Raw genomic sequence first — 22,270 nt, forward strand, 5'->3', positions numbered from 1 at the left:
CGCCTTTTTTTGTTTCGGAGGGCAAGCCGAAGCTTTTAGCTTGCTGCACCCACAAGCCCCCCTCTGTCCCTGTCGTGACATCCCCCCTTGGGGGAGATGTCACGACAGGGACAGAGGGGGGGTAGCACGGGCGTTGCGTCGAGGGAAAAATTACCCAATAAACTCCGCCCTGACCTTCTCCGACTCCTCACCGATCGTCGGCGCCGCCACGCTGTTCTTGCTCCTCACGCCATTGACCCGGATCGGGCTTGCCGTTGTGCGCACGGAGGTGTCATCGCCGCGTGTTGCCGGCAAGCGCGGGCAGATCGAGCAGCGGTGCGAGTTTCGCCAGCGGCATCATCGCAATCGCCAGCCAGCCATCGGCGCAACGATAGACGCCGTAGGGGGCGGCGAGATAGGCGTGGGCGTTGCCCGACGGTGGCGGTCATGGCATTGTCTTTCGATGGAACCTCGGGCCTCAGAGCGACCAGAGGCGCTTGGCATTGAGCCGGTAGAGGCTTTTGCGTTCGCCGGCGCTTACGCCATGCATCAGCGCATGGGTTGCGGCGACCCAGGTGGAGAGATTGCCGCCGAGCGTGCAGACCGGCCAGTCGCTGCCCCAGATGACGCGATCCCAGCCGAAGCTCGCAATGCAGTGCTCGACGAAGGGGCGCAGCGTTTCCGGCGACCAATTGTCGGGATCGGCGTAGGCGACGACGCCCGAGATCTTGACGATGACATTCGGGCGCTTCGCGACTTCGATAATTCCCGCCGACCAGCTTTCGCTCAACCCATCTGTCACCGCGGGCACGCCGCAATGGTCGAGGATGAAGCGTACGTTTGGGTTGAGGTCGATCAGCGTAATCGCCTTCGAAATCTGATGCGGCAAGACGCAAAGATCGAAGGTAAGCCGCGTGCCGCCGAGCCGCTTCAGGTTTTCGCGAAACAGCGCGCCCTCGGAGACATTATCAGGCACCACATGCAGCACGCGGCGGAAGCCTTTGACGAAAGGATCGGCGAGCACGCGTTCGAGATAGGCGGGAAAGTCAGCGCTTTCGGGGCGGCAGGCGGCGATGGCGCCGCGCAGCAGGCTGCCGGGCTCACGGCTCAGGCTTTTGACGTAGTCGGTTTCCCGCTCGATATCCTCTTCGGCGACATCGACTTCCATGTGAAGCGTATCGGTGATCCCGAGGCGCTTGGCCTCGCGCGCATAGTCCTCATAGAGGCTGTCGCGATTGAGCGCCCCCGCTTCGGCCAGCCAAGGATAGGCGAGCCTTTTTCGGTCGACGATGTGCAAATGGCTGTCGAAAAGCATGGCGGTCCTCCCATACCTGCTTGCCCAATATATGCTCACATAAGAATAGTTTATTCAAATAAAAATTAAGGCTCGGCCTTGCCGACCGTACCGGCCACGATTTCGGAGATCTCCTTTGCCGCTTCCCGCACATATTCGATGACTTGATCGTAACTCGGCGCCTTGGTGTTGACGGGCTCGATATAGGGGCAGGTGAGAGCGGCAAGTCCATTGCCATCCATGGCCAGGATCGGCGCGGAAATATTGCGGACGCCGCTCGTCTGCAGGCTGTCCATGGTCTCATAGCCCTTTTCGCGGATGGCCCGCAGCTTCTCTTCGAGATCGGCCGGCGGCTTTTCGGTCTCCTGATCCTGCTGGCGCCTCTGCTCGTTGATCATCATCCGGCGCTGTTTCTCATCGCGGAATGCCAGGAGAATATGTCCGGAGCCGGTATTATAAAGGTTGATCTGCGCGCCGACGCGGATGGAGATGCCCCAATAGGTCGGGGAATCCTGCTGGGCAATGACGATCACCGAGCCGCGGTCGTAGATCGCCAGATGGCAGGCCTGCTCGGCGCGGTTGGAGAATTCGCGCATCAGCGGCGTGGCAAAGGAAACGAGGCGGCGCACCGGCGCATGGTAATGCGCCAGCCCGAAAAGCTTCAGCGTCAGATAGAAGCGATCGCCATCCTGGCGCTGCACATAGCCGCGCCGCACCAGGCGATCGAGCATGCGATAGAATTCGTTGGGGCTCTTGTTGAGCGCCTTGGCGATTTCCGCCTGCGTCAGGCCACCATCGATCCTCGCCAGCAATTCCAGAATATCGAGCCCTTTGTCCAAGGCCGGTGCGCGATAGCGGTCGCTGTCGTCTTCTACATTCATTCCACAAATCCCCCATGCGGCGAAATATGAATCGTCATTCATATATGAATGAAGGCATTTTACAAGCGCGCGGTCGCAGCTTGACGGCCAATGAATAAGATGTTTACTTATAAATCATCGATCTATATTTGGGCCCTAAGCGCAATCGGTCGAAAAGTCCGAGCTTAGAGGAGGAGGTTCGATGCGGAATTGCAGGCGCCGATCTTGCCATCGTCGCGATTGGCATTGCTGGTCATGAGCCGCTCTACGGACTCATTGCCGATCGAAAATGGAGGCAAGCGCCAAGGTAATCTTCTCTCCAGGAAGAACCATTTCGAACTCGACCGCTGCCTGACGGCTATAGGCGACGCATCCGAGGTGATTAGCGATGGACTGCGAACTGGTGAACAACATACAGTCCTCATCGAAAAGCTGAACCACCGCTTCGCGCAGTCCTTCGAAGCTTAGCGAGAGGCTGCGCCAACTGATTGTTATTGCATGATCTTATCCGCAGTGACGGCTACGCGGCCAGTCGAAATGGATGGGATCATGGTCCCCGAGGAAAGGATCAGGATTATGGGTCACGGGTTGGAAGGCAAGAAGGTCGTCATCACGGCGGCGGGGCAGGGCATCGGCCGGGCAACGGCTGAGCGCTTCATCTCGCTCGGTGCGCATGTCTACGCCACCGACATCAACGAGCAGACGCTCTCGACGCTGGAGGGCGCCAGCAAGCATGTTCTGAACGTGCTCGATGGCGGCGCCGTCAAGGCTTTCTCGGAAGAGGTCGGCGCGATCGACGTGCTCTTCAACTGCGCCGGTTTCGTGCATGCCGGCACGATCCTTGACTGCGAGGAAAAGGATTGGGATTTCTCCTTTAACCTCAATGCCAAGGCGATGTACACGACCTGCCGCACCTTCCTCCCCGGCATGCTGGAAAAGGGCAAGGGCTCGATCGTCAACATGGCTTCGGTCGCTTCCAGCGTGAAGGGCGTGCCCAACCGCTTCGCCTATTGCGCCTCGAAGGCTGCCGTGATCGGGCTCACCAAATCGATTGCCGCCGATTTCGTTTCCAAGGGCATCCGCGCCAATGCCATTTGCCCCGGTACGGTTGACAGCCCGTCACTGCATGAGCGGCTGCGTGCGACCGGCGACTACGACAAGGCGATGAAGGATTTCATCGCCCGCCAGCCGATGGGCCGCATCGCGACCGCCGAAGAGATCGCCGCTCTGGTGACCTATCTGGCCGGTGACGAAGCGGGTTTCACGACAGGCCAGACCCACGTCATCGACGGCGGCTGGACGGGCTGACGCTTCATTTTCGCAATCGGAGGCTTCGTGTTGCGAGGCCTCCTTTTATTTGCCACTCTCGTTTGCGAAGCGATTTGTAACAGGCGATTTGCGATCAGGAGAGCGGTATGGATGCGAACGAACTTTTGCATCGTTCCAGAGGTCTCGTGCTGTGGCGCAAGCACCACGTCATCCTGATTTCCGTGCTTGCCGGTATTGCCGTCTTCCTGCTTCTGACATCGCGTGATTTCAATGCCGGCAACCTGCTGCTTGCCTGGGACGCGACCGCCGTCGTCTTTATCGTCTACAGCCTCTACCGGATGCTGACCGCCAATGCGCTTCGCATCCGCAAGCGCTCGGCTGACCTCGATTTTTCGGATGGTTTGCTGCTGTTCCTGTCGATCGCGGCGGCGATCGCCAGCATCGGCGGCATCGCGCTCGATCTCATCGGCATCAAGGAGGCATCGCCTGAAGTCGCCTTCTTCCGCGTGATGACGGCGATCGTGACGATCCTGATTTCATGGACTTTCCTGCACACCCTGTTCACCATCCACTATGCGCATAAATTTTATAGCAATCCGGGCAAGGGACAGGGGCTGAAATTTGCCGAGCCGGTGGAGGAGCCGATCTATTGGGATTTCCTCTATTTCTCCTTCACCATCGGCGTTGCCGCGCAGACGGCCGATGTCGGCGTTTCCACGATCGGCATGCGTAAGCTGGTGCTGTTGCATGCCATCCTGTCGTTCCTGTTCAACACGACCATCCTGGCGCTTGCGATAAACGTCGGGGCGAGCCTGATCTAGAGCATGATGCCGAAAAGTGTGATCGGTTTTCGAACGACATCATGCTCTACCTTTTTGATTCTAGAGCGGATCCAGATTTTAGGTCGAACAGACCTAAAATCATCCGGCTCCAGGCCCGGCCCTTCGACAGTCGTGGCTTATATCGTCAGACGACGGCGTTGCCGGCCATGACGGCGAGGACCAAGAACACCAGGAAGATGATCAGGAAGATGGCGAAGAGAACGCGCGCAATGGTTGCGGTTGCCGCCGATACTCCCGAAAAACCGAAAAAGCCGCTGATCAGCGAAATCACAAAGAAAATGAGAGCCCATTTCAGCATTAGCAGTCTCCTCTGCGTTGTATTCCTTAAAGACGCGGGAGGAGGGTGAATTGTTCCGAAGGTGTTTTGGTTAAGCGCGCGTTGTCGGCTTTGACGAGGGTTGTGGAGTTTGTGGAGGGTGCGGATACCCCCCTCTGTCACTTCGTGACATCTCCCCCACAAGGGGGGAGATTGGTAACCCGCAGCGACCTCTCGTATCCAAGCTGGCATCTTATCTGCTGAAATCAGGCCTGTTGTTTTTTTCAGAGTGGGCGGCGTACTCCCTACGATCTCCCCCCTTGTGGGGGAGATGTCCCGAAAGGGACAGAGGGGGGTTACAGCGGTGCCCAAACTCAGGAAGGCAGGTTTCCCCCCACCCCCCTCTCACCCATGATTGATCATCACATGCCGGACGGCCGTATAATCTTCGATAGCGTAGACTGACATATCCTTGCCATAGCCGGATTGCTTGAGCCCGCCATGCGGCATTTCGTTGACCAGCATGAAATGGGTGTTGATCCAGGTGCAGCCATATTGCAGGCGAGCGGCCGTCTGCATGCCGCGGCTGATGTCCTTCGTCCAGACCGAGGAGGCGAGGCCGTAGTCGCTGTCATTGGCCCAGGTCACGGCATCGTCGGCATTGGTGAAGCGGGTGACGGAGACGACAGGGCCGAAGACCTCGCGGCGGACGATCTCGTCATCCTGCGTGGCGCCGGCGACGATGGTCGGCGCATAGAAGAAGCCGCGTTCGCCGGAGATCCTGCCGCCTGTCGTGATCTCCATGTGCTTGTGTTCGGCGGCGCGAGTGACAAAACTCTCGACGCGGTCGCGCTGGCGCTTGGAGATCAGCGGGCCGATCTCGTTCTCGGTATCGTCTTCGAGGTTGAACTTGATGCTGGAGACTGCGGAGGTCAGATCGGCGACGAAATTGTCGTAGACCTTGGCGTCGGCGTAAATGCGGCAGGCGGCGGTGCAGTCCTGGCCGGCATTGTAGTAGCCGAAGGTGCGGATGCCGGCGATGACGGCATCGATATCGGCATCGTCGAAGACGATGACCGGGGCCTTGCCGCCGAGTTCGAGGTGCGTGCGCTTCACCGTTTTGGCGGCCGCCTGCAGCACTTTCTTGCCGGTGGCGACATCGCCGGTGATGGAGACCATGCTGATCTTGGCGTGATTGATCAGCGCATTGCCGACGCTCTCGCCGCGGCCGAGGATGACGTTGACGACGCCCTCGGGCAGAATATCCGCCAGCAGCTTCGCCATCTTCAGTGCCGTCAGTGGCGTCTGCTCGGAGGGCTTGAAGACCACGGTGTTGCCGCCGGCAATGGCGGGTGCCAATTTCCAGGCCATCATCATCAGCGGATAGTTCCATGGCGCGATCGAGCCAACGATGCCGATCGGGTCGCGGCGGATCATGGAGGTATGGCCGGGCAGATATTCGCCGGCGACCGGGCCATGCAGGTTGCGCACCGCGCCGGCGAAAAAGCGGTAGCAGTCGACGATCGCCGGGATTTCGTCGTTGAGCACGGCATTGATCGGCTTGCCGCAGTTCAGCGCCTCAAGGGCTGCAAAACCTTCGGCGTCCCTCTCGATGGCGTCGGCGATCTTGAGGAGATAGGCCGAGCGCTGGCTCGGCGTCGTCTGCGACCAGCTCGCGAAGGCCTTTTCGGCGGCGTCGACGGCGGCATCGATCTGGCCGAGCGACGCCTCAGGCAGGTTGAGCACGGTCTCGCCCGTCTTCGGGTTCAGCACGCGCTCTTCCGTTTCCGTGCCGGCTTCGAAGCGGGAGCCGATCAGCATCTGGGTATCCATATTTATCTCCCTTTCATTTGCCGCCGCCGGCGATCTGGTCGCCGTCGCGGGTAAGATAGTAGGCTGCCAGGATCGGCAGGAAGGTGACGAGCACCACGACCATGGCGACGACGTTGGTCACGGGTCGCTGGCGCGGGCGGATGAGCTCCTCCAGCATCCAGATCGGCAAGGTCATCTGCTGGCCGCCGGTGAAGGTGGTGACGATGACTTCGTCGAAGGACAGAGCGAAGGCAAGCATGCCGCCGGCAAGCAGCGCCGTGCCGATATTCGGCAGGACGACATGGCGGAAAGTCTGGAAGCCATCGGCGCCGAGATCCATCGACGCTTCGATCAGCGAGCCGGAGGTACGGCGGAAACGGGCGACGGCATTGTTATAAACGACGACGACACAGAAAGTGGCATGGCCGAGAACGATCGTCCAGACCGAGAAGGGGATATCGAACAGGCTGAAGGCGGAACGCAGTGCGATGCCGGTGATGATACCGGGCAGCGCGATCGGCAAGATGACCAGCAGTGAGATCGCCTCGCGGCCGAAGAACTTCGTCTGGCTGACGGCGGCGGCGCAAAGCGTGCCGAGGATCAATGCGACGATAGTTGCGATGGTCGCGACCTGCACCGACAAGCCCAGCGCCGACCAGACATCCGGCCTGTTCCAAGCGATGCCGAACCATTGCAGCGTCAGCCCCGGCGGCGGCCACTGATAGCTTTTTTCCTCCGTCGTGAAGGCATAGACGAAGATCAAGAGGATCGGCAGGTGCAGGAAGAGCAGGCCGCCTGCGGCTGCGATTTTCAGAGGCAAGGAGGCGCGTTGGCCACGATCAGAGCGCATCGAAAGCTCCCTGTTTCTTGGCGATCCAGAGATAGATGGCCATGATGACGATCGGGACGACCGAGAAGGCGGCGGCCAGCGGCACGTTGCCGGCGGTTCCCTGCTGCGCATAGACGGCCTGGCCGATGAAGAGGCGCGAAGAACCGATGATCTGCGGGATGATGTAATCGCCCAGGGTCAGTGAGAAGGTGAAGATGGAGCCGGCGACAACACCCGGCAATGCCAGCGGTAGCAGCACTGTGCGAAAGGTCTGGTTTGGCGTCGCGCCGAGATCGGACGAGGCTTCCAGCAGATTGGCCGGCACGCGCTCGAGCGCGGCCTGGGTCGGCAGGATCATGTAAGGCAGCCAGATATAGACGAAGACGAGGAAGGTGCCGATATAGCTGACCGATAGGGAATTGCCGCCGATGATGGGCAAGGCAAGTACGCCGTCGAGCAGCCAGCTCAGATGCAGTTTGTCGAAGATCCAGGTGAGGATGCCTTCCTTGGCGAGGATGAGCTTCCATGCATAGACCTTGACCAGATAGCTCGACCAGAGTGGCAGCATGACGCCGAGATAAAACAGCGCCTTCCATTTGCCCTGCGCATGGCGCGCCGCATAATAGGCGATGGGAAAGGCGACGAAGGCGGAGGCGAGCGTGACGAGGGCCGCCATGACGACCGTACGCACGATGATGTCGAAATTGGCTGTGTTGAGGAGCTGCGCATAGGTCGACAGCGTGAACTCGTAGTTCACCATTCCCGAGAAGTCGTCGATCGAGAAGAAGCTCTGCAGCAAGAGCGCAATCAGCGAGCCGATATAGATGATGCCGAGCCAGAGGAGCGGCGGCGTCAGCATCAGGAACAGCAGCAGCTTCGGGCGCCGCCAGAAGAGATCGGAGAGGCGGCCGAAGACGCCGCCGCGGCTGGGCAGGATCGAGGCATGCGCCTGGCTCGTTGAGGCGGGAAAAGCGGCGGCGTTCATGCGGCGTCGTCCATGTAATGCACATCCGCCGGCAGCCAGGCGAGACGGATGGCGGCGCCGGCATCCGGGGCCGACTGGCCGGCGGGCACGGTCACATGCAGGCGGGCGCCATTCGTCTCGACCGAGAGGCGGGTAGCGGCACCGAGAAAGCTCGTCGCTGTCACGGTGGCCGCCACGCCGCTCTCCTCAGTCAACCGGATGGCTTCGGGGCGCAGGCTTGCCCAGCGGCGCTCGCCGCCGAGCGACGACATGACTTCGGGGGCAATGACATTGGAGGAGCCGACGAAATCGGCGACGAAACGGTTTTTTGGCCGCTGATAGATATCGTGTGGCGTGCCCTGCTGCACGATGCGGCCATCGTTGAAGACGGCGACGCGGTCGGCCATGGACAATGCCTCGCCCTGGTCGTGGGTGACGAAGACGAAGGTGATGCCGAGCGCCCGCTGCAGGCTCTTCAGCTCCTCCTGCATCTGCTCGCGCAGCTTCAGGTCGAGAGCGCCGAGCGGCTCGTCGAGCAGAAGAACTTTCGGCTTGTTGACGAGGGCGCGGGCGAGCGCCACGCGCTGACGCTGGCCGCCGGAGAGCTGGCCGGGGCGACGAGCGCCGTAGCCCGGCAGCTTCACCAGCTCCAGCGCCTGTTCGGCGGCGCGCAGCCGTTCGCTCTTGCCGATACCCTTGACCATCAGCCCATAGGCGACGTTGTCGAGAATGTTGAGATGCGGGAAGAGGGCATAGTCCTGGAAGACAGTGTTGACGTTGCGCCGATAGGGTGGCACGCCTTCGGCGGTTTCACCGAAGATCTCGATGTGGCCACCGGTGGGTTGCTCGAAGCCGGCAATCAATCTCAGGCAAGTGGTCTTGCCGGAACCGGAAGGGCCGAGCATGGCGAAGAATTCGCCGGGCGCGATTTCCAGATCGACGCGGTCCACAGCGCGAACCTGGCCGAAATGGCGCGACACCTGCTGAAAACGAACGGCGTTCATTGGGGTACTCCAGGGAAAGGTTGTTTTTTCCTTCTCCCCAACGGGGAGAAGGTGCCCGACAGGGCGGATGAGGGGGCCGCGAAGCGGGCTTTGAGCGGCAAGCGAAAGGCAATTCTTCCTATGCCGTGCTATCCCCCTCATCCGACCTCTGAGCTTGTCGAAGGGCGGGCCACCTTCTCCCCGAGGGGAGAAGGCAAGACCTCTGCGAGCATCACCGCCCGCCGATCACGCCGATATAGTCGGAAACCCAGCGGTGATAGGGCACGCATTCGCTCTGCGTGCCGCATTTTGCGACGGGCGTTTTCCAGAACTTGATCTTGTCGAAGTGATCGTAGCCGTTGGTGGCGCAGCCGCTGTCGGTCAGGAGTTCGTCGCCCTTGCAGGCTGCCGGCACGGAGGGCACGGCGCCGAACCAGGCGGCCGCATCGCCTTGAACCTTGGCCTGGAGCGAGTGCTCCATCCACATATAGGCGCAGTTCGGATGCTCGCTGTCGGCATGCAGCATGGTGGTGTCGGCCCAGCCGGTCGTTCCCTCGTCCGGGAAGGCGGAGCCGATCTTCTGCTTGTCGGCCTGCAGCAGGTTCACCTGGAACGGCCAGGAGCCGGAGGCGACCACGCCTTCGTTCTTGAAGTCGTCGGTCTGGATCATCGCGTCATGCCAGTAACGGCTGACGATCTTGCGCTGGCCGCGCAGCAGTTCGAGGGCGGCCTTGTACTGGTCTTCGTTGAGCTCGTAGGGGTCTTTGATGCCGAGATCCGGCTTGTGGGCCATCAGGTAAAGGGCGGCGTCAGCGATATAGATCGGGCCGTCATAGGCCTGTACGCGGCCCTTGTTGGACTTGCCGTCAGGCAGGTTCATTTCTTCGAAGACGACGTTCCAGCTCTTCGGCGCCTGGTCTTTGAAGGCGACGGTATTGTACATCAGCACGTTCGGCCCCCAGAGATAGGGAACGCCGTAATGGACGCCGTTGACCGTATGCCAGGGAGCGTTCTTCAGGCGATCGTCGAGGCTCTTCCAGCTCGGGATCAAGTCGGTATTGATCGGCTGGACGCGCTTGCCGGCAACGAGCCTGAGCGATGCATCCCCGGAAGCGGTGACGAGGTCGAAGCCGCCTTCGTTCATCAGCGCGACCATTTCGTCCGATGTCGCCGCCGTTTTGACGCTGACCTTGCAGCCGGTTTCCTTCTCGAAGCCGGTGACCCAATCGTAATTCTTGTCGCTTTCGCCGCGCTCGATATAGCCGGCCCATGCGACGATGCTAACGGCGCCTTCGCCCTTGCCAAGCGTCTTCAACGGCTCGGCGGCAATGACCTGCGTTGCGAAACTAAGGCATGCAAATGCAGCCGTGCATGATTTCAGCAGATGCTTCATCGGACTCTCCCGGTTTTTTCCAAGTCTTGCGCTGGAGCCAGTGGCTGGCGTTTTTGTTCCCGAGAGAGAAGGTGACGCGATTTCGCCGCATTCGCAAATTCATTTATCAGAAAGTCGATATCGGAATTTCCGATTCCTAGCGCGTGCGCATACGCCAGGAAGAGCCCTGCTACCTTTGCCGCCCAGAGCGCATGCTTTCGGCGACGCCGACGAAGTCGCGGGCGGCTTGCGGCAGGCTCGATCCCTTGCGCCAGACCATGCCGACCTGCACGACCGGCAGAGAGCCGGAGACGTCGCGACTTTCGATACGGTCGCCTTCCAGCGACCAGGGGCGGTAGACGAGATCCGGCAGGAGGGCAACGCCGGCGCCGGTTGCGACCAGGCTGCGCACGGCTTCGACCGAGCGAGTACGGAAGGCGACATGGGGGCGGGCGCCGAGCGCGGTCAAAAGCTTGCCGGTATTTTCCTCGATTTCGTCGATTGTCAGCATGATCAGCGGTTCGCGGCTGATATCGGCGACGCTGATGATGTCGGCCGAGACGAGGGGATGGCCCATCGGCAGCCAGAGGCGATAGGGCGAGGTCTCGAGGATCTCGGCCTGCAGCGCCATGCGGTCCCGCAGGTTGGAAATGACCATGACGGCGACATCGAGCTCGCCACCAACCAGAAGATGTTCCAGATAGCCGCCATTATCCTCGATGGCGCTGACCTCGACACCGGGGCAGGCGCGGCGATAGCGGGCGAGAAGATCGGACAGAACATAGCCGGCGACGAGCGATGTCACACCGATATTCAACGTGCCGCCCGCCTCGTTTTGCTTGCCGGAAAAGCTGGTGCGGGCATCGGAAACCGTCGCCAGGATCTTTGTCGCATGGCGCAGGAACTGGTGACCGTTATGGGTGATGGAGAGACCGCGCGGATGGCGCTCGAACAACTCGACGCCGAGATCGCTTTCCAGTTCCTTGAGGGCTTCCGTGACGGACGATTGCGAGATGGACAGGTTCTGCGCGGCGCGCGTCACGGAGCCTTGTTCCGCCACGGCGACGAAGTATTGCAGCTGTCTCAAGGTGAAAGCCATGCTCTGGTTAGAGCATGTTCGCGGCGTGAAAGGCAAGCGCCCGTCATTGCTGTGAAAGTTTGGACCTTTTTTGGTAGCTATGCCGTTAGAGTTGCAAGTTTCGCGTCCGTTTTAAGTATTCCGAAACGCCCTCTGCCTAACGTGAGGGTTGATCATCTTTGTCGGCTTGGAGTGGTCTATGCTGGAGCAGTTGGCGTGAGCGCCTTACTGCATATTTTCCGGGCACACCGGAAGTTTGTCGTCATGATCGGCGGAGTGGCCCTTCTTGTGGGCTCCTCCGGCGTTTTGGCGCTTTGTGTGGGCAAGGACAGATTGCTCGGCTTCGCCTCCGTTTCCCCCAACGGGCTTCAGTGTCTGGATGTCAATCTCGTCACCATCCGCAAGGAAAACCGCTTCTGGGTGCGTAAATATATCCGCACCGAACCGACCGATGGCCTGACACGGGTCAAGACCGCGCTCAGGGTCGCCAAGGCCGTGTATGAAGAGCAGAAACCTGATCTCGTTCAGGTTGTGGTTCTCGACAAGAACGGGCCGACATTGCGCTCCGACATACGTGGCCGGGCGCTGGGGGCCGACGTGGTCTATGTGCCGCACCCGGACAAGCTTGTCGACGGCAGCTCCGAGGCGCCGGTGACGGCACGCTACTACGATGGCGGCGCGAGCAATGCCGGCCTGTTCTACGGCGAGCAGATCACCATGCTGCCGCAGGATATCAATGCCGCGCTTGCCGGATTGAAGGATTATAGCGATTGCGACAATGCGCTGACGGCTGACAATGCTGCCGGGACCGCGAAGAAGGACAAGATGAAAGCGGCGATCGCCGCGGAAGAAAAGGCCGCGGCGAAAGAAGAAGGGCACGACGCCAAGCCATTGCTGCCGGAGCCGAAATCGACTGGCAATGTGCAGCCCGGCTATGACAAGAACGGTGAATTCATCGGCGCCGATGCCCGCGACAGGGAAAAGACCCCGTCACCACGACTGGACCCGACCATGACGGGTGCCGCCGACCGCCGGTCGCCCATCACGAATTGACGCCACCGCCGCTATTCCAGATGGGGCGGTTCCGCGAAACGCTGAAACGCCCCATCTGTTTATTCTTACGCAATTCCGGACGGAAAAGCGCCACGCGCTTCCCTGGAATCTGCTCGAAAAGAAAAGCGCCAGGCAGCGTCGTTTCCTTCGCTTGCCTGGCGCCTGAAATTGCCGGCTTGATCAATCGGCCTTGTTGCGGCGTGCCGGGAAGAGGATGATGTCGCGGATCGACGGCGAATTGGTCAAAAGCATGATGAGGCGATCGACACCGATGCCGAGACCGCCTGCCGGCGGCATGCCCTGATCGATCGCATCGAGGAATTCCTCGTCCAGCTGCTTTTCCTTTTCGCCGCGCGCATGCGCCTGCTCGAGCTGCTCGACCATGCGGGCGCGCTGCTCTTCCGGATCGTTGAGTTCCGAGAAGGCGTTGCCGAGTTCCCAGGCGTTGCAATAGGTCTCAAAGCGCTCGACGAGACGCGGTTCGCCGGGAACTTCCTTGGCGAAGGGCGAGATGTCCTTCGGGAAATGCGTGACGTGTGCCGGCTGGATCAACGTGCCCTCGACCTTCTCTTCGAAGATGAAGGCAAGGCATTCGCCCCAGGTCGCGTCCTTCTCGACGGCGAAGCCGGCAGCCTTGGAAGCATCGCGCGCTTCCTCGTCCGTCTTGATCGCCAGGAAGTCGATGCCGGTCGCTTCCTTGACGGCGTCAGGCATCGGCACGCGGCGGAACGGACCCTTGAAGGAGATCTGCTTGTCGCCGAAGGCAAATTCGGTACTGCCGTGGATCGACATGGCGAGCGTCGAGAACAGCCGCTCGACGAGGTCCATGATGTCCTCGTAGTCGGCGTAGGCCCAATAGCACTCCATCATGGTGAATTCGGGATTGTGCCGGGTGGAGACGCCTTCGTTGCGGAAGTTGCGGTTGATCTCGAAGACCTTGTCGGTGAGACCGGACACCAGCGTGCGCTTCAGGAACAGTTCCGGCGCGATGCGCAGGTACATGTCGAGCTTCAGCGTGTTGTGATGCGTCTTGAACGGCTCGGCGGTGGCGCCGCCATAGACCGAATGCAGCATCGGCGTTTCGACTTCCATGAAGCCGTCATTTTCCATGAAGCGGCGGATGCCCGAGACGATGCGGCTGCGCTGCTGGAAGCGGAGCTTCGATTCCTCGTTGGTCATGATGTCGAGGTGACGCTTGCGATAGCGCAGCTCGATATCGGACAGGCCGTGCCACTTTTCCGGCATCGGCAGCAGCGACTTGGTCAGCATGGTGATCTGCTGGGCGTTGATCGTCAGCTCGCCGCGCTTGGTGCGGCGCACGACGCCGGTGACGCCGATAATGTCGCCGATGTCGATCATCGGCAGCAGGCTGCGGGCCTCTTCCGAGGTCACATCCTTGTGGCTGAAGATCTGGATCTTGGCCGAGGCGTCATGGATGTCCATGAACATGCCGGAGTTGCGCGAGGAATAGACGCGGCCGGCAACTGTGACGACATCGCCGGTTTCCGTATCCGGCTCCAGGCCCTCGTATTTCGCGGCGAGTTCGGCATTGGTCAGCGTCCGGTGGAAATGCGCCGGATAGACGTCGCCGATCTGCTCGCGCAGCAGCTTCAGCTTCTGCGCGCGAACTTCCGTGGCGTCGGAGGACAGGGTAGCGGTTTCGGTCTTGTCGTTCATGGTTCTAAGTCCGGTTCAGTTCTTCGGGCCGACGAGGGTCGCAACGGTCTGCGCGGCAAGTTTCAGCCGCTGGCGTACGACGGAACGGCCGAGGATCGCCATGCTATCGAAAAGCGGCAGGGAACGCGAGGAGCCCGATACGGCGACGAAAAGCGGGGCGACGATGACCTTCAGCTTCTTGCCCATGCGGTCGGCGATGGCGCGCAGCTCGGCTTCGATCGTCTCGACATTCCATTCGAGGATCTTCTCAAGGTCCGGCTGCACCGTGTTCAGGATTTCCAAGAGCTCTTCCGGCGTCGACTTGATCCTGGCAAAAGCCGAGGGATCGAGGTTGAGGTCGGACTTGAACAGGAAGCCAGCGAGGTCGGGCAGTTCGCCAAGCTTGGTGATGCGCGACTGGGACAGCTTCAGGCCTTCCTTCAGACGGGCGTTTTCCATCGCCCAGGTCAGGACGCGGTGCTGGAACTCTTCTTCCGAGAGCTTTTCGCGGATCCAGCGGCCGTTCAGCCAGTCGAGCTTCTGGATGTCGAAGATCGCGCCGGCCTTGGAGAGGTTTTCCGGGTCGAACTTTTCGGCAAGCTCGTCCATGCTCAGAAGCTCTTCGCCTTCGGCGATCTGGATGAAGAACAGGCCGAGGAAGTTCATCAGCGCCTCGGGGATATAGCCGAGGGCCGTATAATAGGAGATCGAGGTCGGGTTCTTGCGCTTCGACAGTTTCGACTTGTCGGCATTGCGCATCAGCGACAGGTGCATGAACACCGGCGGCTCCCAGCCGAGATACTGATAGATCAGGATGTGCTTCGGCACCGATGCGAGCCACTCTTCGCCGCGCGCCACATGGGTGATCTTCATCAGATGATCGTCGACGACGTTGGCCATGTGATAGGTCGGCATGCCGTCAGCCTTGAGCAGGACCTGCATGTCGACGGCATCCCACGGGATTTCGACGTCGCCATAGACGCCGTCGTGGAACTTGCAGGAGCCTTCGGTCGGGATCTTCATGCGCACGACATGCGGCTCGCCGGCAGCGACGCGCGACGAGACTTCCTCGGCAGAGATATTCAAACAGAGCCCGTCATACTTCGGCGGCAGGCCGGCGGCGCGCTGCGCCTCGCGCATCTTTTCCAGACGCTCCGGCGTGCAGAAGCAGCGGAAGCCGTGTCCGTTCGTGACGATCTGCTCGACATAGGGCTTGTAGAGTTCCTTGCGGTCGCTCTGGCGATAAGGGCCATAGGGGCCGCCGATATCGGGACCTTCGGACCATTTCAGGCCGCACCATTTCAGCGCGTCGAGTACCTTGGTCTCGAATTCCGGGGTGGAGCGGGTCGCGTCGGTATCCTCGATGCGCAGGATGAACTCGCCGCCGTGTTTCTTGGCGAAGAGGTAATTGAACAGCGCGATGTAGGCGGTGCCGACATGCGGCTCGCCGGTGGGGGAGGGTGCGATGCGGACGCGAACGCCTGAAGTGGTCATTTTGTTTGCCCGTCATAAAAGGCCGGGCCGCGCCTGGGACAAGCGCCGTCCAGCCGAAAATGTCTATCTGGATCAGGAAACCGGCGCGAAAAGGGCGTCTTGCCGCTTCTGTCAGCGTTTTCCGTATGGTTGGCCTTAGGCCATATTCAACGGGTGACGTCAAGGGAAACTGCGCCGCGACAGCGGGTCGAGATGCCAAGGACGTCATGCTGCATCGAAAAGAGCCGGCCTCGCGAATTCACGAAGCGTCTTTACCCTTCGTAAGGGCTTCGGGATAAAAGCCTTACGCTTGCCCAATTTGATTTGCAATTTTCGCGGCAGTAGCGAAATAGGTCTTCAATCGTTCACCGTGGGGATACAATGAAGAAATTGATTTTGAGCTTTTTATTGACGGTCGCCATGTTCGATGCAGCCGCGGCACAATCGACAATCAAGCGCGACGGTTCGGCGCGCCTGATCGAATCCTACCGCGCCTATATCGGCAGCGACGATCTCTACAATTCCAAGGGGGAGCGCCTGACGGCGCCCTGGCAAATCATCCGCCAGGACCGCGCGAACTATCATGCCTATCGCCGCCGCGACCGTGGCGACCAGGGCGACAGTTTCTTTTCGCAGGCGTCCAATCGCCAGAATCTGGAAGCCATGCTGGCAGACGGCAATATCGCCAACGACGCCGGGAACCTCATCGTTCGCGGCAATGTCTGGATCAAGGTCGATATCTACGGACACGGCGATATCGGCCAGTGGGTCGACATCACGGTCCAGGACTGATCAGGTGTCATGAAAGCCGCACCCGTTTCGAGGTGCGGCTTTCGCGATCAATGGCTGCCGGATGCCTTTTTCCGGCGGTTGCGCGCCAGCATGTTGAGCACTTCCACCAGGGCGGAGAAGGCCATTGCGGCGTAGATGTAGCCCTTGGGCACATGTACGCCCATGCCTTCGGCGATCAGCGTCGTGCCGATCATCAGCAGGAAGGCGAGCGCGAGCATGACGATGCTCGGGTTCTTCTCGATGAAGTTGGCGAGCGGGTTTGCGGCCACCAGCATCACGGTGACGGCGGCGATCACGGCGACGAACATGATCGGCAGATGCGGCGTCATGCCGACGGCGGTGATGATGCTGTCGATCGAGAAGACCAGATCGAGCAGCAGGATCTGGCCGATGGCCGAGGCGAAGGTCGAGGTCGTCGACTTGGCGATGAAATCCTCACCCTGTTCCTGAGGGTCGACATTGTGATGGATCTCCTTCGTCGCCTTCCAGACGAGGAAAAGGCCGCCGCCGATCAGGATCATGTCCTTCCAGGAGAAGCCCTGGCCGAAGATTTCGAAGACGGGCTGTGTGAGCTGCACGATCCAGGCGACAGTGCCAAGCAGGGCAAGGCGCATGACAAGGGCAAGGCCGATACCGATCTTGCGGGCGCGGTCACGATGTTCGGCTGGCAGCTTGTTGGTCAGGATCGAGATGAAGATGAGGTTGTCGATGCCGAGGACGACCTCCATGACCACGAGCGTGATAAGCGCGACCCACGCTGCGGGATCCTGTAGCAGCCCAACGATATCCATAAACGATTTCCCCTTTTGTCAGCATTCGCCGATGCTGACCCCCAGCTCCGGCCTTTCCAGAATGGCCGTAATGTAAGGAGCGACGTCGTCCGTACAAGCGCCACCGCCAATTTCGTGGCGGCGGCCTTGTTTGCAGGCGTTGTGTCCAGGCTTGGTTTCTAGAGCGGGATGCCGAAAAGTGTGAGCGGTTTTCGGGCGACATCCGGCTCTAGGCTTTCAGGGGGATCCATATTTCCGTCACGCCTGTGCCCGTGCGCGGGTCGAAGCGCTCGTCGTAGCGTTCCATCATGTCGGGGGTATCGCCGTGCTGCTCACCCGATTGCGGCAGCCAGTCTCCGAAGATCTGATGCACGGTGGCGGAAATGCCGGAGATGTGGCCGCGATGCTTGAAGATCGCATAGCGCTGCTGCGGCAGTTTCGTTGTTACGAAACCTTCGGGCAGGCCGTCCGCGGCGGAAACTTCGGCTGCTGACATGTAGCGAAAGCCTTCGCTGCCTTCTTCCGCCTGGGTGCAGACGCCATAGGCGACATTACCGATCTGGCCGGGAATATGGCCGAAATGCTGGTTGAATTTCTGCCAGAGCGAGGGGATCGCCTGCGTGGCCTCATAGGCGTAGGTTTCCGCAAGACCGGCAAGCAGCATTGCGGGATGGCTTTCGAAGCGCGGTGCTTCGAGCTTGGGAAGGCGGGTGTCGTCCATTCTGATCGGCTCCTGTAGAGCGAGGTTGCGAACGTGCCCTTGCTTGCGCAGGCTTTCCGGCGTCATGCCGAATTGCTCGCGGAAGGCACGGGTGAAGGCCTCGTGCGAGCCGTAGCCGGCATCGAGGGCAACCTGGAGAATGGAGAAAGAGCCGTCCGTCAGGGCGAGAGCCGCCTCGCTGAGACGGCGGCCCCTGATGTAGCTGCTGATTGAGTGGCCCGTCATCATGCCGAAGACGCGAGAGAGATGATAACGCGACAGCCCGGCTGTCTCGGCGATCTCATCGAGCGAGATGTCGGATTTAAAATGGCTTTCGATAAACCATATCGCTCTGCCGATCGCGCTCATTTTCAACTCCCCTGGTTGCCGGACCACTCATAGGCTGCCGGCAGAAGCGATGCTTGATCGCCATTGCGGAGTTGGATTACTACACGCTCGCGGACGATAGGGAGGGCCTGTTTATCCTAATCCTTGCGGTCCGGACCGTAGCCCGCCAGGAAAACTCGCACGGCGCCGCGCACGACATAATCGATCTCTTCCTTCGAGGGCGGCTCTTCCATGTCGCCAAAGAGCCGCAGCTTGAAATAGCCGCCACTGGCCATTTCGAGGAAGTGCCGGGCAGCCATGTCGAAGTCCTCGATCTTGAGATGACCGGCGGCAACCTGCCGCTCGAGGAAGCCACGCAGCACTGTGCGCAGATTTTCCGGGCCGGTGAAGAAGCGTTGACAGAGCGAAGGCATGCGCTCGCGCACGCCGATGACCGTACGCATGGCGCTGATGGTCTTATCCGAGGTGACGTGCGTGACGAAGACGATACCGAAATCATAAAGCGAGGCCGTAACATCCGCTTCGTCTGAAAGCGCGTTGCGCACGAGATTGACGAAATGGGTGCGCTCGCTCTCCATCATGGCCGCGAACAAATCTTCCTTGTTGGCGAAATAGACGTAGAGAGTGCCCTTGGAAACGCCCGCCTCGCGGGTGACATCGTTCATGCTTGCCGCATCGAAGCCCATTTTCATAAAGACACGCTTGGCGCCTTCGAGAATCTGATGACGCTTGGCAGGGTCCTCGCCGGCTGCCCAGCGTCCACCGGAGCCCGGCGGAGGCGTGTTCAACACAGCGGCATTTTGGGATTCGTCTTTCATCGGCTCTTTCACTGTCTCCTTTACTCGATACTCGATCATTTTTCCTGAATCTTAAACAGATTCGCCAAATAAATCGAACCGCTCAGTTCGATATCTCTTGATATGGAATGAAAAAGGCTCTATGTCAATTGAACTGAACCGTTCGGTTCGATTAATTTAGCCAGAATTTCGGTGGTAGGGCAATGTCGTCAAGTCATGGAAACAATGTAGCACGCATCGTGGACGAGCCTGCAGATGCTGAGGTGGAAGCCCGCGAAGCCGGCGTGTCTGCTGAGGCTCCCGCGGCTGAAACGCGTAGCAAACCTGCCCCCGCCCAGGCTGCGCCCACTGCTCCGGTCCCTGCGGCCCCACCGCCGCCGGAGAAGAAGCGGCGCAGCCTGGCTTTTCCGATTATCCTCGTCGTCGCTCTCGCCGCCGGCGGTTGGTACGGCTACGACTGGTGGACGAACGGCCGCTTCATGGTTTCGACCGACGACGCCTATATCGGCGGCGACATCGCGACCATCCAGCCGAAGGTTACCGGCTACGTCGCCAAGGTGAACGTCGTTGCCAACCAGCAGGTCAAGGCTGGCGACGTGCTCGCCACGCTCGATGACGGCGACTACAAGCTGGCGCTGGAGCAGGCTCAGGCCTCGCTCGATACCGAGCAGCTTTCGCTCCATACCATCGATGCACAGATCGCAGCCGGCCAGGCCGCTCTTGCGCAGTCGCAGGCACAGAAGGTTGCTCTGCAAGCCACAGTCCGTGGCGCGCAGATCACCCAGACGCGCGCTGCCGAACTGCAGTCGAAGTCGGTCGGCACCACGGCCGCCTTGGATAGCGCCAATATCGCGCTCGACCAAGCCAAGGCCAACCTGGTCGGCGGCGATGCCGCGATTGCCTCGGCGCAGGCAAACATCAACCTGCTGCAGGCCCAACGCCGTCAGGCCGAGAGCACGATCAAGGGGCTGGAGGCCGCGCGTGACAAGGCCTCCCGCGACCTGTCGTTCACCGTGCTGAAGGCGCCCTATGACGGCATCGTCGGCAATCGCTCGGTGCAGGAGGGCGACCTTGTCTCTCCCGGCCAGAAGCTGATGGCGATCGTGCCGATCCGCCAGCTCTATATCGACGCGAATTTCAAGGAAACGCAGATCCAGCACCTGGTGCCCGGTTCCAAGGTCAATATTCACGTCGATGCCTACAGCGACCATCCGATCGTCGGCACCGTCGAGTCGATCTCGCCGGCTTCCGGCTCGGTCTTCTCGCTGCTGCCGCCGGAGAATGCGACTGGTAATTTCACCAAGATCATCCAGCGCATGCCTGTCCGCATCGCATTGCCGCAGGATGCGCTCAATACCGGCCGTCTGCGCGCGGGCCTCAGCGTCGTCGTCGACGTCGACACTCGCACGGCACCGGACAAGTAAGCGATCAAGCTCGGGAGAGACGCAGCATGTCGTCCGCCAGCACTACAGCCGGGTCGCCTCCGCGCGCGGCCGGACCCGCCGCGCCACCGGCGGATCACATCGATACGAAAAAACTCATCGCCTTTCTGGCGATGGTGCTCGGCATGTTCATGTCGATCCTCGATATTCAGATCGTCTCCGCCTCGCTCAGCGAAATCCAGGCGGGCCTTAGCGCCGGTTCGGACGAGATCGGCTGGGTGCAGACGGCCTATCTGATCGCCGAAGTCATCATGATCCCGCTGTCGGGAACGCTGGCGCGCATCATCTCGACGCGCTATCTGTTCGCGATCTCGGCGGCCGGCTTTACAGCGGCGAGCGCGCTCGCCGCGACCGCGACGAATATCGACCAGATGATCATCTACCGCGCCCTGCAGGGATTCATTGGCGGCGGCATGATCCCTTCCGTGTTCGCAGCGGCGTTCACCATCTTCCCGCCATCCAAGCGCAATGTCGTCTCGCCGATCATCGGTCTGATCGCGACGCTTGCGCCCACCATCGGCCCCACCGTCGGCGGCTATCTTTCCAACGCCTTTTCCTGGCACTGGCTGTTCCTGGTCAACATCCCCCCGGGCATCATCGTTACCATCGTGACTTGGAATTTCATCGATTTCGACAAGCCCGAACTGTCGCTGATGAAGAAATTCGACTGGTGGGGCCTTTTTTCCATGGGCGTTTTTCTGGGCGCGCTGGAATATGTTCTCGAAGAGGGCAATACCAACGACTGGTTCAACGACAACCTCATCGTCGCAGGTGCAATAGCCTCGGCGATCGGAGCGGTGATCTTCTTCTACCGCGCCTTCACAGTCGAATTCCCGGTTGTCGATCTAAGAGCCTTTACCAATAAGAATTTCGCGTTCGGCTCGATGTTCTCCTTCGTGATGGGCATTGGGCTTTATGGCTTGACCTATATCTATCCGGTTTTCCTGGCGCGTATCCGCGGCTACGACTCCCTGCAGATCGGCGAGACGATGTTCGTGTCCGGCCTTGCCATGTTCTTCACGGCGCCGCTGGCCGGCTTCCTTGCGGGCAAGGTCGATCTTCGCATCCTGATGATCATCGGCTTCACCAGTTTCTCGGCCGGTACCTATATCATGATGCACCTCACCGTGGACTGGGATTTCTGGGAGTTGATGATCCCACAGATCCTGCGCGGCTTCGGTTTGATGCTCTGCATGGTGCCGATCAATAATATAGCGCTCGGAACCATGCCGCCCGCGCGCATGCGCGGCGCATCCGGCCTGTTCAACCTGACCCGTAATCTGGGCGGTGCCGTGGGTCTTGCCATTATCAACACCCTGCTGACGAACCGGCAGGACCAGCATTATTTCAGCCTGCGCGACCATATTCATTGGGGCAGCCACGCCGCCGTCACCCAATTGAACAATATGGCCGCCAATTTCAACGCAGCTGGCCTCGATGGCGAGCAGGCCGCGTTGAAGCAGATGGTCAATATGGCGACGCGGCAGGCGGTCGTCATGTCCTTCGGGGACATCTTCCTGATGCTGACCATATTGTTCCTGGCGATGATCCTCGGCGTCCTCATGTTGAGCAAGCCGAGCCCGACAGGCGGCAGTGGCGGCGGCGGAGGCCATTGATCCAGCGCTTAGAGCGGGATGAATTTAGGCGGAATCGGAATTGGGATTCCCTTTTGTGAGCAAATCAGATTCACCATTCTGACCG

General features: G+C 60.3%; 22 protein-coding genes and 1 pseudogene. 7 read left to right on the forward strand and 16 right to left on the reverse strand.

Annotated features, from left to right (window positions below):
* Nucleotides 1-150: 150 nt before the first annotated feature.
* From ACPYOP_RS26400 to ACPYOP_RS26410, 3 genes and pseudogenes are all read right to left on the reverse strand, one after another.
* A pseudogene (locus ACPYOP_RS26400) lies at nucleotides 151-409 on the reverse strand (hypothetical protein); the annotation flags it as partial.
* Nucleotides 410-457: 48 nt separating this feature from the next.
* Complete coding sequence (locus ACPYOP_RS26405) at nucleotides 458-1,294, reverse strand: amidohydrolase family protein (protein ID WP_481413224.1); 837 nt, start codon at nucleotides 1,292-1,294, stop codon at nucleotides 458-460.
* A 65-nt stretch (nucleotides 1,295-1,359) separates the two neighbouring features.
* A complete protein-coding gene (locus tag ACPYOP_RS26410; RefSeq protein WP_481413225.1) occupies nucleotides 1,360-2,154 on the reverse strand; it encodes an IclR family transcriptional regulator in 795 nt (264 codons plus the stop codon).
* A gap of 189 nt (nucleotides 2,155-2,343) precedes the next feature.
* Between ACPYOP_RS26410 and ACPYOP_RS26415 the strand changes: the two genes are divergently transcribed.
* The 3 genes from ACPYOP_RS26415 to ACPYOP_RS26425 all read left to right on the forward strand — a co-directional run bounded on the left by ACPYOP_RS26415 (nucleotide 2,344) and on the right by ACPYOP_RS26425 (nucleotide 4,223).
* Nucleotides 2,344-2,601 (forward strand): hypothetical protein, encoded by a 258-nt coding sequence (locus tag ACPYOP_RS26415; protein ID WP_481413226.1) that lies wholly within the window; start codon nucleotides 2,344-2,346, stop codon nucleotides 2,599-2,601.
* 108 nt (nucleotides 2,602-2,709) lie between these two features.
* Complete coding sequence (locus tag ACPYOP_RS26420) at nucleotides 2,710-3,441, forward strand: SDR family oxidoreductase (RefSeq protein ID WP_481413244.1); 732 nt, start codon at nucleotides 2,710-2,712, stop codon at nucleotides 3,439-3,441.
* Between the two features lie 107 nt (nucleotides 3,442-3,548).
* Complete coding sequence (locus ACPYOP_RS26425; RefSeq protein ID WP_481413227.1) at nucleotides 3,549-4,223, forward strand: DUF1345 domain-containing protein; 675 nt, start codon at nucleotides 3,549-3,551, stop codon at nucleotides 4,221-4,223.
* Between the two features lie 145 nt (nucleotides 4,224-4,368).
* On the opposite strand, the gene ACPYOP_RS26430 is transcribed toward ACPYOP_RS26425, so the two are convergent.
* The 7 genes from ACPYOP_RS26430 to ACPYOP_RS26460 all read right to left on the reverse strand — a co-directional run bounded on the left by ACPYOP_RS26430 (nucleotide 4,369) and on the right by ACPYOP_RS26460 (nucleotide 11,559).
* Nucleotides 4,369-4,542, reverse strand: coding sequence for a DUF1328 domain-containing protein (locus ACPYOP_RS26430; RefSeq protein ID WP_037196276.1), 174 nt, complete (start codon nucleotides 4,540-4,542; stop codon nucleotides 4,369-4,371).
* Nucleotides 4,543-4,905: 363 nt separating this feature from the next.
* Entirely contained in the window at nucleotides 4,906-6,333 is a 1,428-nt protein-coding gene (locus ACPYOP_RS26435) for a gamma-aminobutyraldehyde dehydrogenase (protein ID WP_481413228.1), read from the reverse strand.
* Nucleotides 6,334-6,346: 13 nt separating this feature from the next.
* Nucleotides 6,347-7,162, reverse strand: coding sequence for an ABC transporter permease (locus ACPYOP_RS26440; RefSeq protein ID WP_481413229.1), 816 nt, complete (start codon nucleotides 7,160-7,162; stop codon nucleotides 6,347-6,349).
* A complete protein-coding gene (locus tag ACPYOP_RS26445) occupies nucleotides 7,152-8,126 on the reverse strand; it encodes an ABC transporter permease (protein WP_481413230.1) in 975 nt (324 codons plus the stop codon). The genes ACPYOP_RS26440 and ACPYOP_RS26445 overlap by 11 nt, the downstream gene beginning before the upstream one ends.
* On the reverse strand, nucleotides 8,123-9,109 hold the full coding sequence (locus tag ACPYOP_RS26450) for an ABC transporter ATP-binding protein (protein ID WP_481413231.1): 987 nt from the start codon (nucleotides 9,107-9,109) through the stop codon (nucleotides 8,123-8,125). The genes ACPYOP_RS26445 and ACPYOP_RS26450 overlap by 4 nt, the downstream gene beginning before the upstream one ends.
* Before the next feature lie 211 nt (nucleotides 9,110-9,320).
* Complete coding sequence (locus ACPYOP_RS26455; RefSeq protein ID WP_481413232.1) at nucleotides 9,321-10,481, reverse strand: ABC transporter substrate-binding protein; 1,161 nt, start codon at nucleotides 10,479-10,481, stop codon at nucleotides 9,321-9,323.
* Nucleotides 10,482-10,650: 169 nt separating this feature from the next.
* The gene (locus tag ACPYOP_RS26460) at nucleotides 10,651-11,559 is read right to left on the reverse strand and encodes a LysR family transcriptional regulator (protein ID WP_069615994.1); all 909 of its coding nucleotides are present in this window, start codon (nucleotides 11,557-11,559) and stop codon (nucleotides 10,651-10,653) included.
* Between the two features lie 195 nt (nucleotides 11,560-11,754).
* On the opposite strand from ACPYOP_RS26460, the gene ACPYOP_RS26465 reads away from it, so the two are divergent.
* On the forward strand, nucleotides 11,755-12,591 hold the full coding sequence (locus ACPYOP_RS26465) for a hypothetical protein (RefSeq protein WP_481413233.1): 837 nt from the start codon (nucleotides 11,755-11,757) through the stop codon (nucleotides 12,589-12,591).
* Here the strand turns inward: ACPYOP_RS26465 and ACPYOP_RS26470 are convergent.
* From ACPYOP_RS26470 to gltX, 3 genes are read right to left on the reverse strand one after another with little or no spacing between them, the layout of a single operon-like run.
* Nucleotides 12,581-12,775: a hypothetical protein gene (locus ACPYOP_RS26470; protein ID WP_481413234.1), complete on the reverse strand. Its 195-nt coding sequence runs from the start codon at nucleotides 12,773-12,775 to the stop codon at nucleotides 12,581-12,583. The two genes, ACPYOP_RS26465 and ACPYOP_RS26470, sit on opposite strands and share 11 nt — an antisense overlap.
* Nucleotides 12,772-14,268: a lysine--tRNA ligase gene (gene lysS / locus ACPYOP_RS26475; protein WP_481413235.1), complete on the reverse strand. Its 1,497-nt coding sequence runs from the start codon at nucleotides 14,266-14,268 to the stop codon at nucleotides 12,772-12,774. The genes ACPYOP_RS26470 and lysS overlap by 4 nt, the downstream gene beginning before the upstream one ends.
* 15 nt (nucleotides 14,269-14,283) lie before the next feature.
* The gene (gltX, locus tag ACPYOP_RS26480; protein WP_481413236.1) at nucleotides 14,284-15,741 is read right to left on the reverse strand and encodes a glutamate--tRNA ligase; all 1,458 of its coding nucleotides are present in this window, start codon (nucleotides 15,739-15,741) and stop codon (nucleotides 14,284-14,286) included.
* Between the two features lie 360 nt (nucleotides 15,742-16,101).
* On the opposite strand from gltX, the gene ACPYOP_RS26485 reads away from it, so the two are divergent.
* Complete coding sequence (locus ACPYOP_RS26485) at nucleotides 16,102-16,512, forward strand: hypothetical protein (protein WP_481413237.1); 411 nt, start codon at nucleotides 16,102-16,104, stop codon at nucleotides 16,510-16,512.
* A 47-nt stretch (nucleotides 16,513-16,559) separates the two neighbouring features.
* Here the strand turns inward: ACPYOP_RS26485 and ACPYOP_RS26490 are convergent, their stop codons facing one another.
* The 3 genes from ACPYOP_RS26490 to ACPYOP_RS26500 all read right to left on the reverse strand — a co-directional run bounded on the left by ACPYOP_RS26490 (nucleotide 16,560) and on the right by ACPYOP_RS26500 (nucleotide 19,148).
* The gene (locus tag ACPYOP_RS26490; RefSeq protein ID WP_481413238.1) at nucleotides 16,560-17,303 is read right to left on the reverse strand and encodes a TerC family protein; all 744 of its coding nucleotides are present in this window, start codon (nucleotides 17,301-17,303) and stop codon (nucleotides 16,560-16,562) included.
* 208 nt (nucleotides 17,304-17,511) lie between these two features.
* A complete protein-coding gene (locus ACPYOP_RS26495; RefSeq protein ID WP_481413239.1) occupies nucleotides 17,512-18,351 on the reverse strand; it encodes a GyrI-like domain-containing protein in 840 nt (279 codons plus the stop codon).
* Between the two features lie 116 nt (nucleotides 18,352-18,467).
* Nucleotides 18,468-19,148 carry a TetR/AcrR family transcriptional regulator gene (locus tag ACPYOP_RS26500; protein WP_481413240.1) on the reverse strand — a complete coding sequence of 227 codons (681 nt, stop codon included), beginning with the start codon at nucleotides 19,146-19,148 and terminating at the stop codon, nucleotides 18,468-18,470.
* 182 nt (nucleotides 19,149-19,330) lie between these two features.
* On the opposite strand from ACPYOP_RS26500, the gene ACPYOP_RS26505 reads away from it, so the two are divergent.
* On the forward strand, nucleotides 19,331-20,551 hold the full coding sequence (locus ACPYOP_RS26505) for an HlyD family secretion protein (protein ID WP_481413241.1): 1,221 nt from the start codon (nucleotides 19,331-19,333) through the stop codon (nucleotides 20,549-20,551).
* 26 nt (nucleotides 20,552-20,577) lie between these two features.
* A complete protein-coding gene (locus ACPYOP_RS26510; protein ID WP_481413242.1) occupies nucleotides 20,578-22,185 on the forward strand; it encodes a DHA2 family efflux MFS transporter permease subunit in 1,608 nt (535 codons plus the stop codon).
* Nucleotides 22,186-22,270: the final 85 nt, after the last annotated feature.

This window comes from Rhizobium sp. KNZ2-6A (assembly GCF_056755475.1).

What these genes read in the sequence shown, in the direction of transcription:
- ACPYOP_RS26405 (WP_481413224.1), bottom strand. Translation starts at nt 1,294, where the DNA reads ATGCTTTTCGACAGCCATTTGCACATCGTCGACCGAAAAAGGCTCGCC.
- gltX (WP_481413236.1), bottom strand. Translation starts at nt 15,741, where the DNA reads ATGACCACTTCAGGCGTTCGCGTCCGCATCGCACCCTCCCCCACCGGC.
- ACPYOP_RS26430 (WP_037196276.1), bottom strand. Translation starts at nt 4,542, where the DNA reads ATGCTGAAATGGGCTCTCATTTTCTTTGTGATTTCGCTGATCAGCGGC.
- ACPYOP_RS26420 (WP_481413244.1), top strand. Translation starts at nt 2,710, where the DNA reads ATGGGTCACGGGTTGGAAGGCAAGAAGGTCGTCATCACGGCGGCGGGG.
- ACPYOP_RS26505 (WP_481413241.1), top strand. Translation starts at nt 19,331, where the DNA reads ATGTCGTCAAGTCATGGAAACAATGTAGCACGCATCGTGGACGAGCCT.
- ACPYOP_RS26500 (WP_481413240.1), bottom strand. Translation starts at nt 19,148, where the DNA reads ATGAAAGACGAATCCCAAAATGCCGCTGTGTTGAACACGCCTCCGCCG.
- ACPYOP_RS26460 (WP_069615994.1), bottom strand. Translation starts at nt 11,559, where the DNA reads ATGGCTTTCACCTTGAGACAGCTGCAATACTTCGTCGCCGTGGCGGAA.
- ACPYOP_RS26435 (WP_481413228.1), bottom strand. Translation starts at nt 6,333, where the DNA reads ATGGATACCCAGATGCTGATCGGCTCCCGCTTCGAAGCCGGCACGGAA.
- ACPYOP_RS26485 (WP_481413237.1), top strand. Translation starts at nt 16,102, where the DNA reads ATGAAGAAATTGATTTTGAGCTTTTTATTGACGGTCGCCATGTTCGAT.
- lysS (WP_481413235.1), bottom strand. Translation starts at nt 14,268, where the DNA reads ATGAACGACAAGACCGAAACCGCTACCCTGTCCTCCGACGCCACGGAA.
- ACPYOP_RS26450 (WP_481413231.1), bottom strand. Translation starts at nt 9,109, where the DNA reads ATGAACGCCGTTCGTTTTCAGCAGGTGTCGCGCCATTTCGGCCAGGTT.
- ACPYOP_RS26490 (WP_481413238.1), bottom strand. Translation starts at nt 17,303, where the DNA reads ATGGATATCGTTGGGCTGCTACAGGATCCCGCAGCGTGGGTCGCGCTT.
- ACPYOP_RS26510 (WP_481413242.1), top strand. Translation starts at nt 20,578, where the DNA reads ATGTCGTCCGCCAGCACTACAGCCGGGTCGCCTCCGCGCGCGGCCGGA.
- ACPYOP_RS26455 (WP_481413232.1), bottom strand. Translation starts at nt 10,481, where the DNA reads ATGAAGCATCTGCTGAAATCATGCACGGCTGCATTTGCATGCCTTAGT.
- ACPYOP_RS26410 (WP_481413225.1), bottom strand. Translation starts at nt 2,154, where the DNA reads ATGAATGTAGAAGACGACAGCGACCGCTATCGCGCACCGGCCTTGGAC.
- ACPYOP_RS26445 (WP_481413230.1), bottom strand. Translation starts at nt 8,126, where the DNA reads ATGAACGCCGCCGCTTTTCCCGCCTCAACGAGCCAGGCGCATGCCTCG.
- ACPYOP_RS26425 (WP_481413227.1), top strand. Translation starts at nt 3,549, where the DNA reads ATGGATGCGAACGAACTTTTGCATCGTTCCAGAGGTCTCGTGCTGTGG.
- ACPYOP_RS26440 (WP_481413229.1), bottom strand. Translation starts at nt 7,162, where the DNA reads ATGCGCTCTGATCGTGGCCAACGCGCCTCCTTGCCTCTGAAAATCGCA.
- ACPYOP_RS26495 (WP_481413239.1), bottom strand. Translation starts at nt 18,351, where the DNA reads ATGAGCGCGATCGGCAGAGCGATATGGTTTATCGAAAGCCATTTTAAA.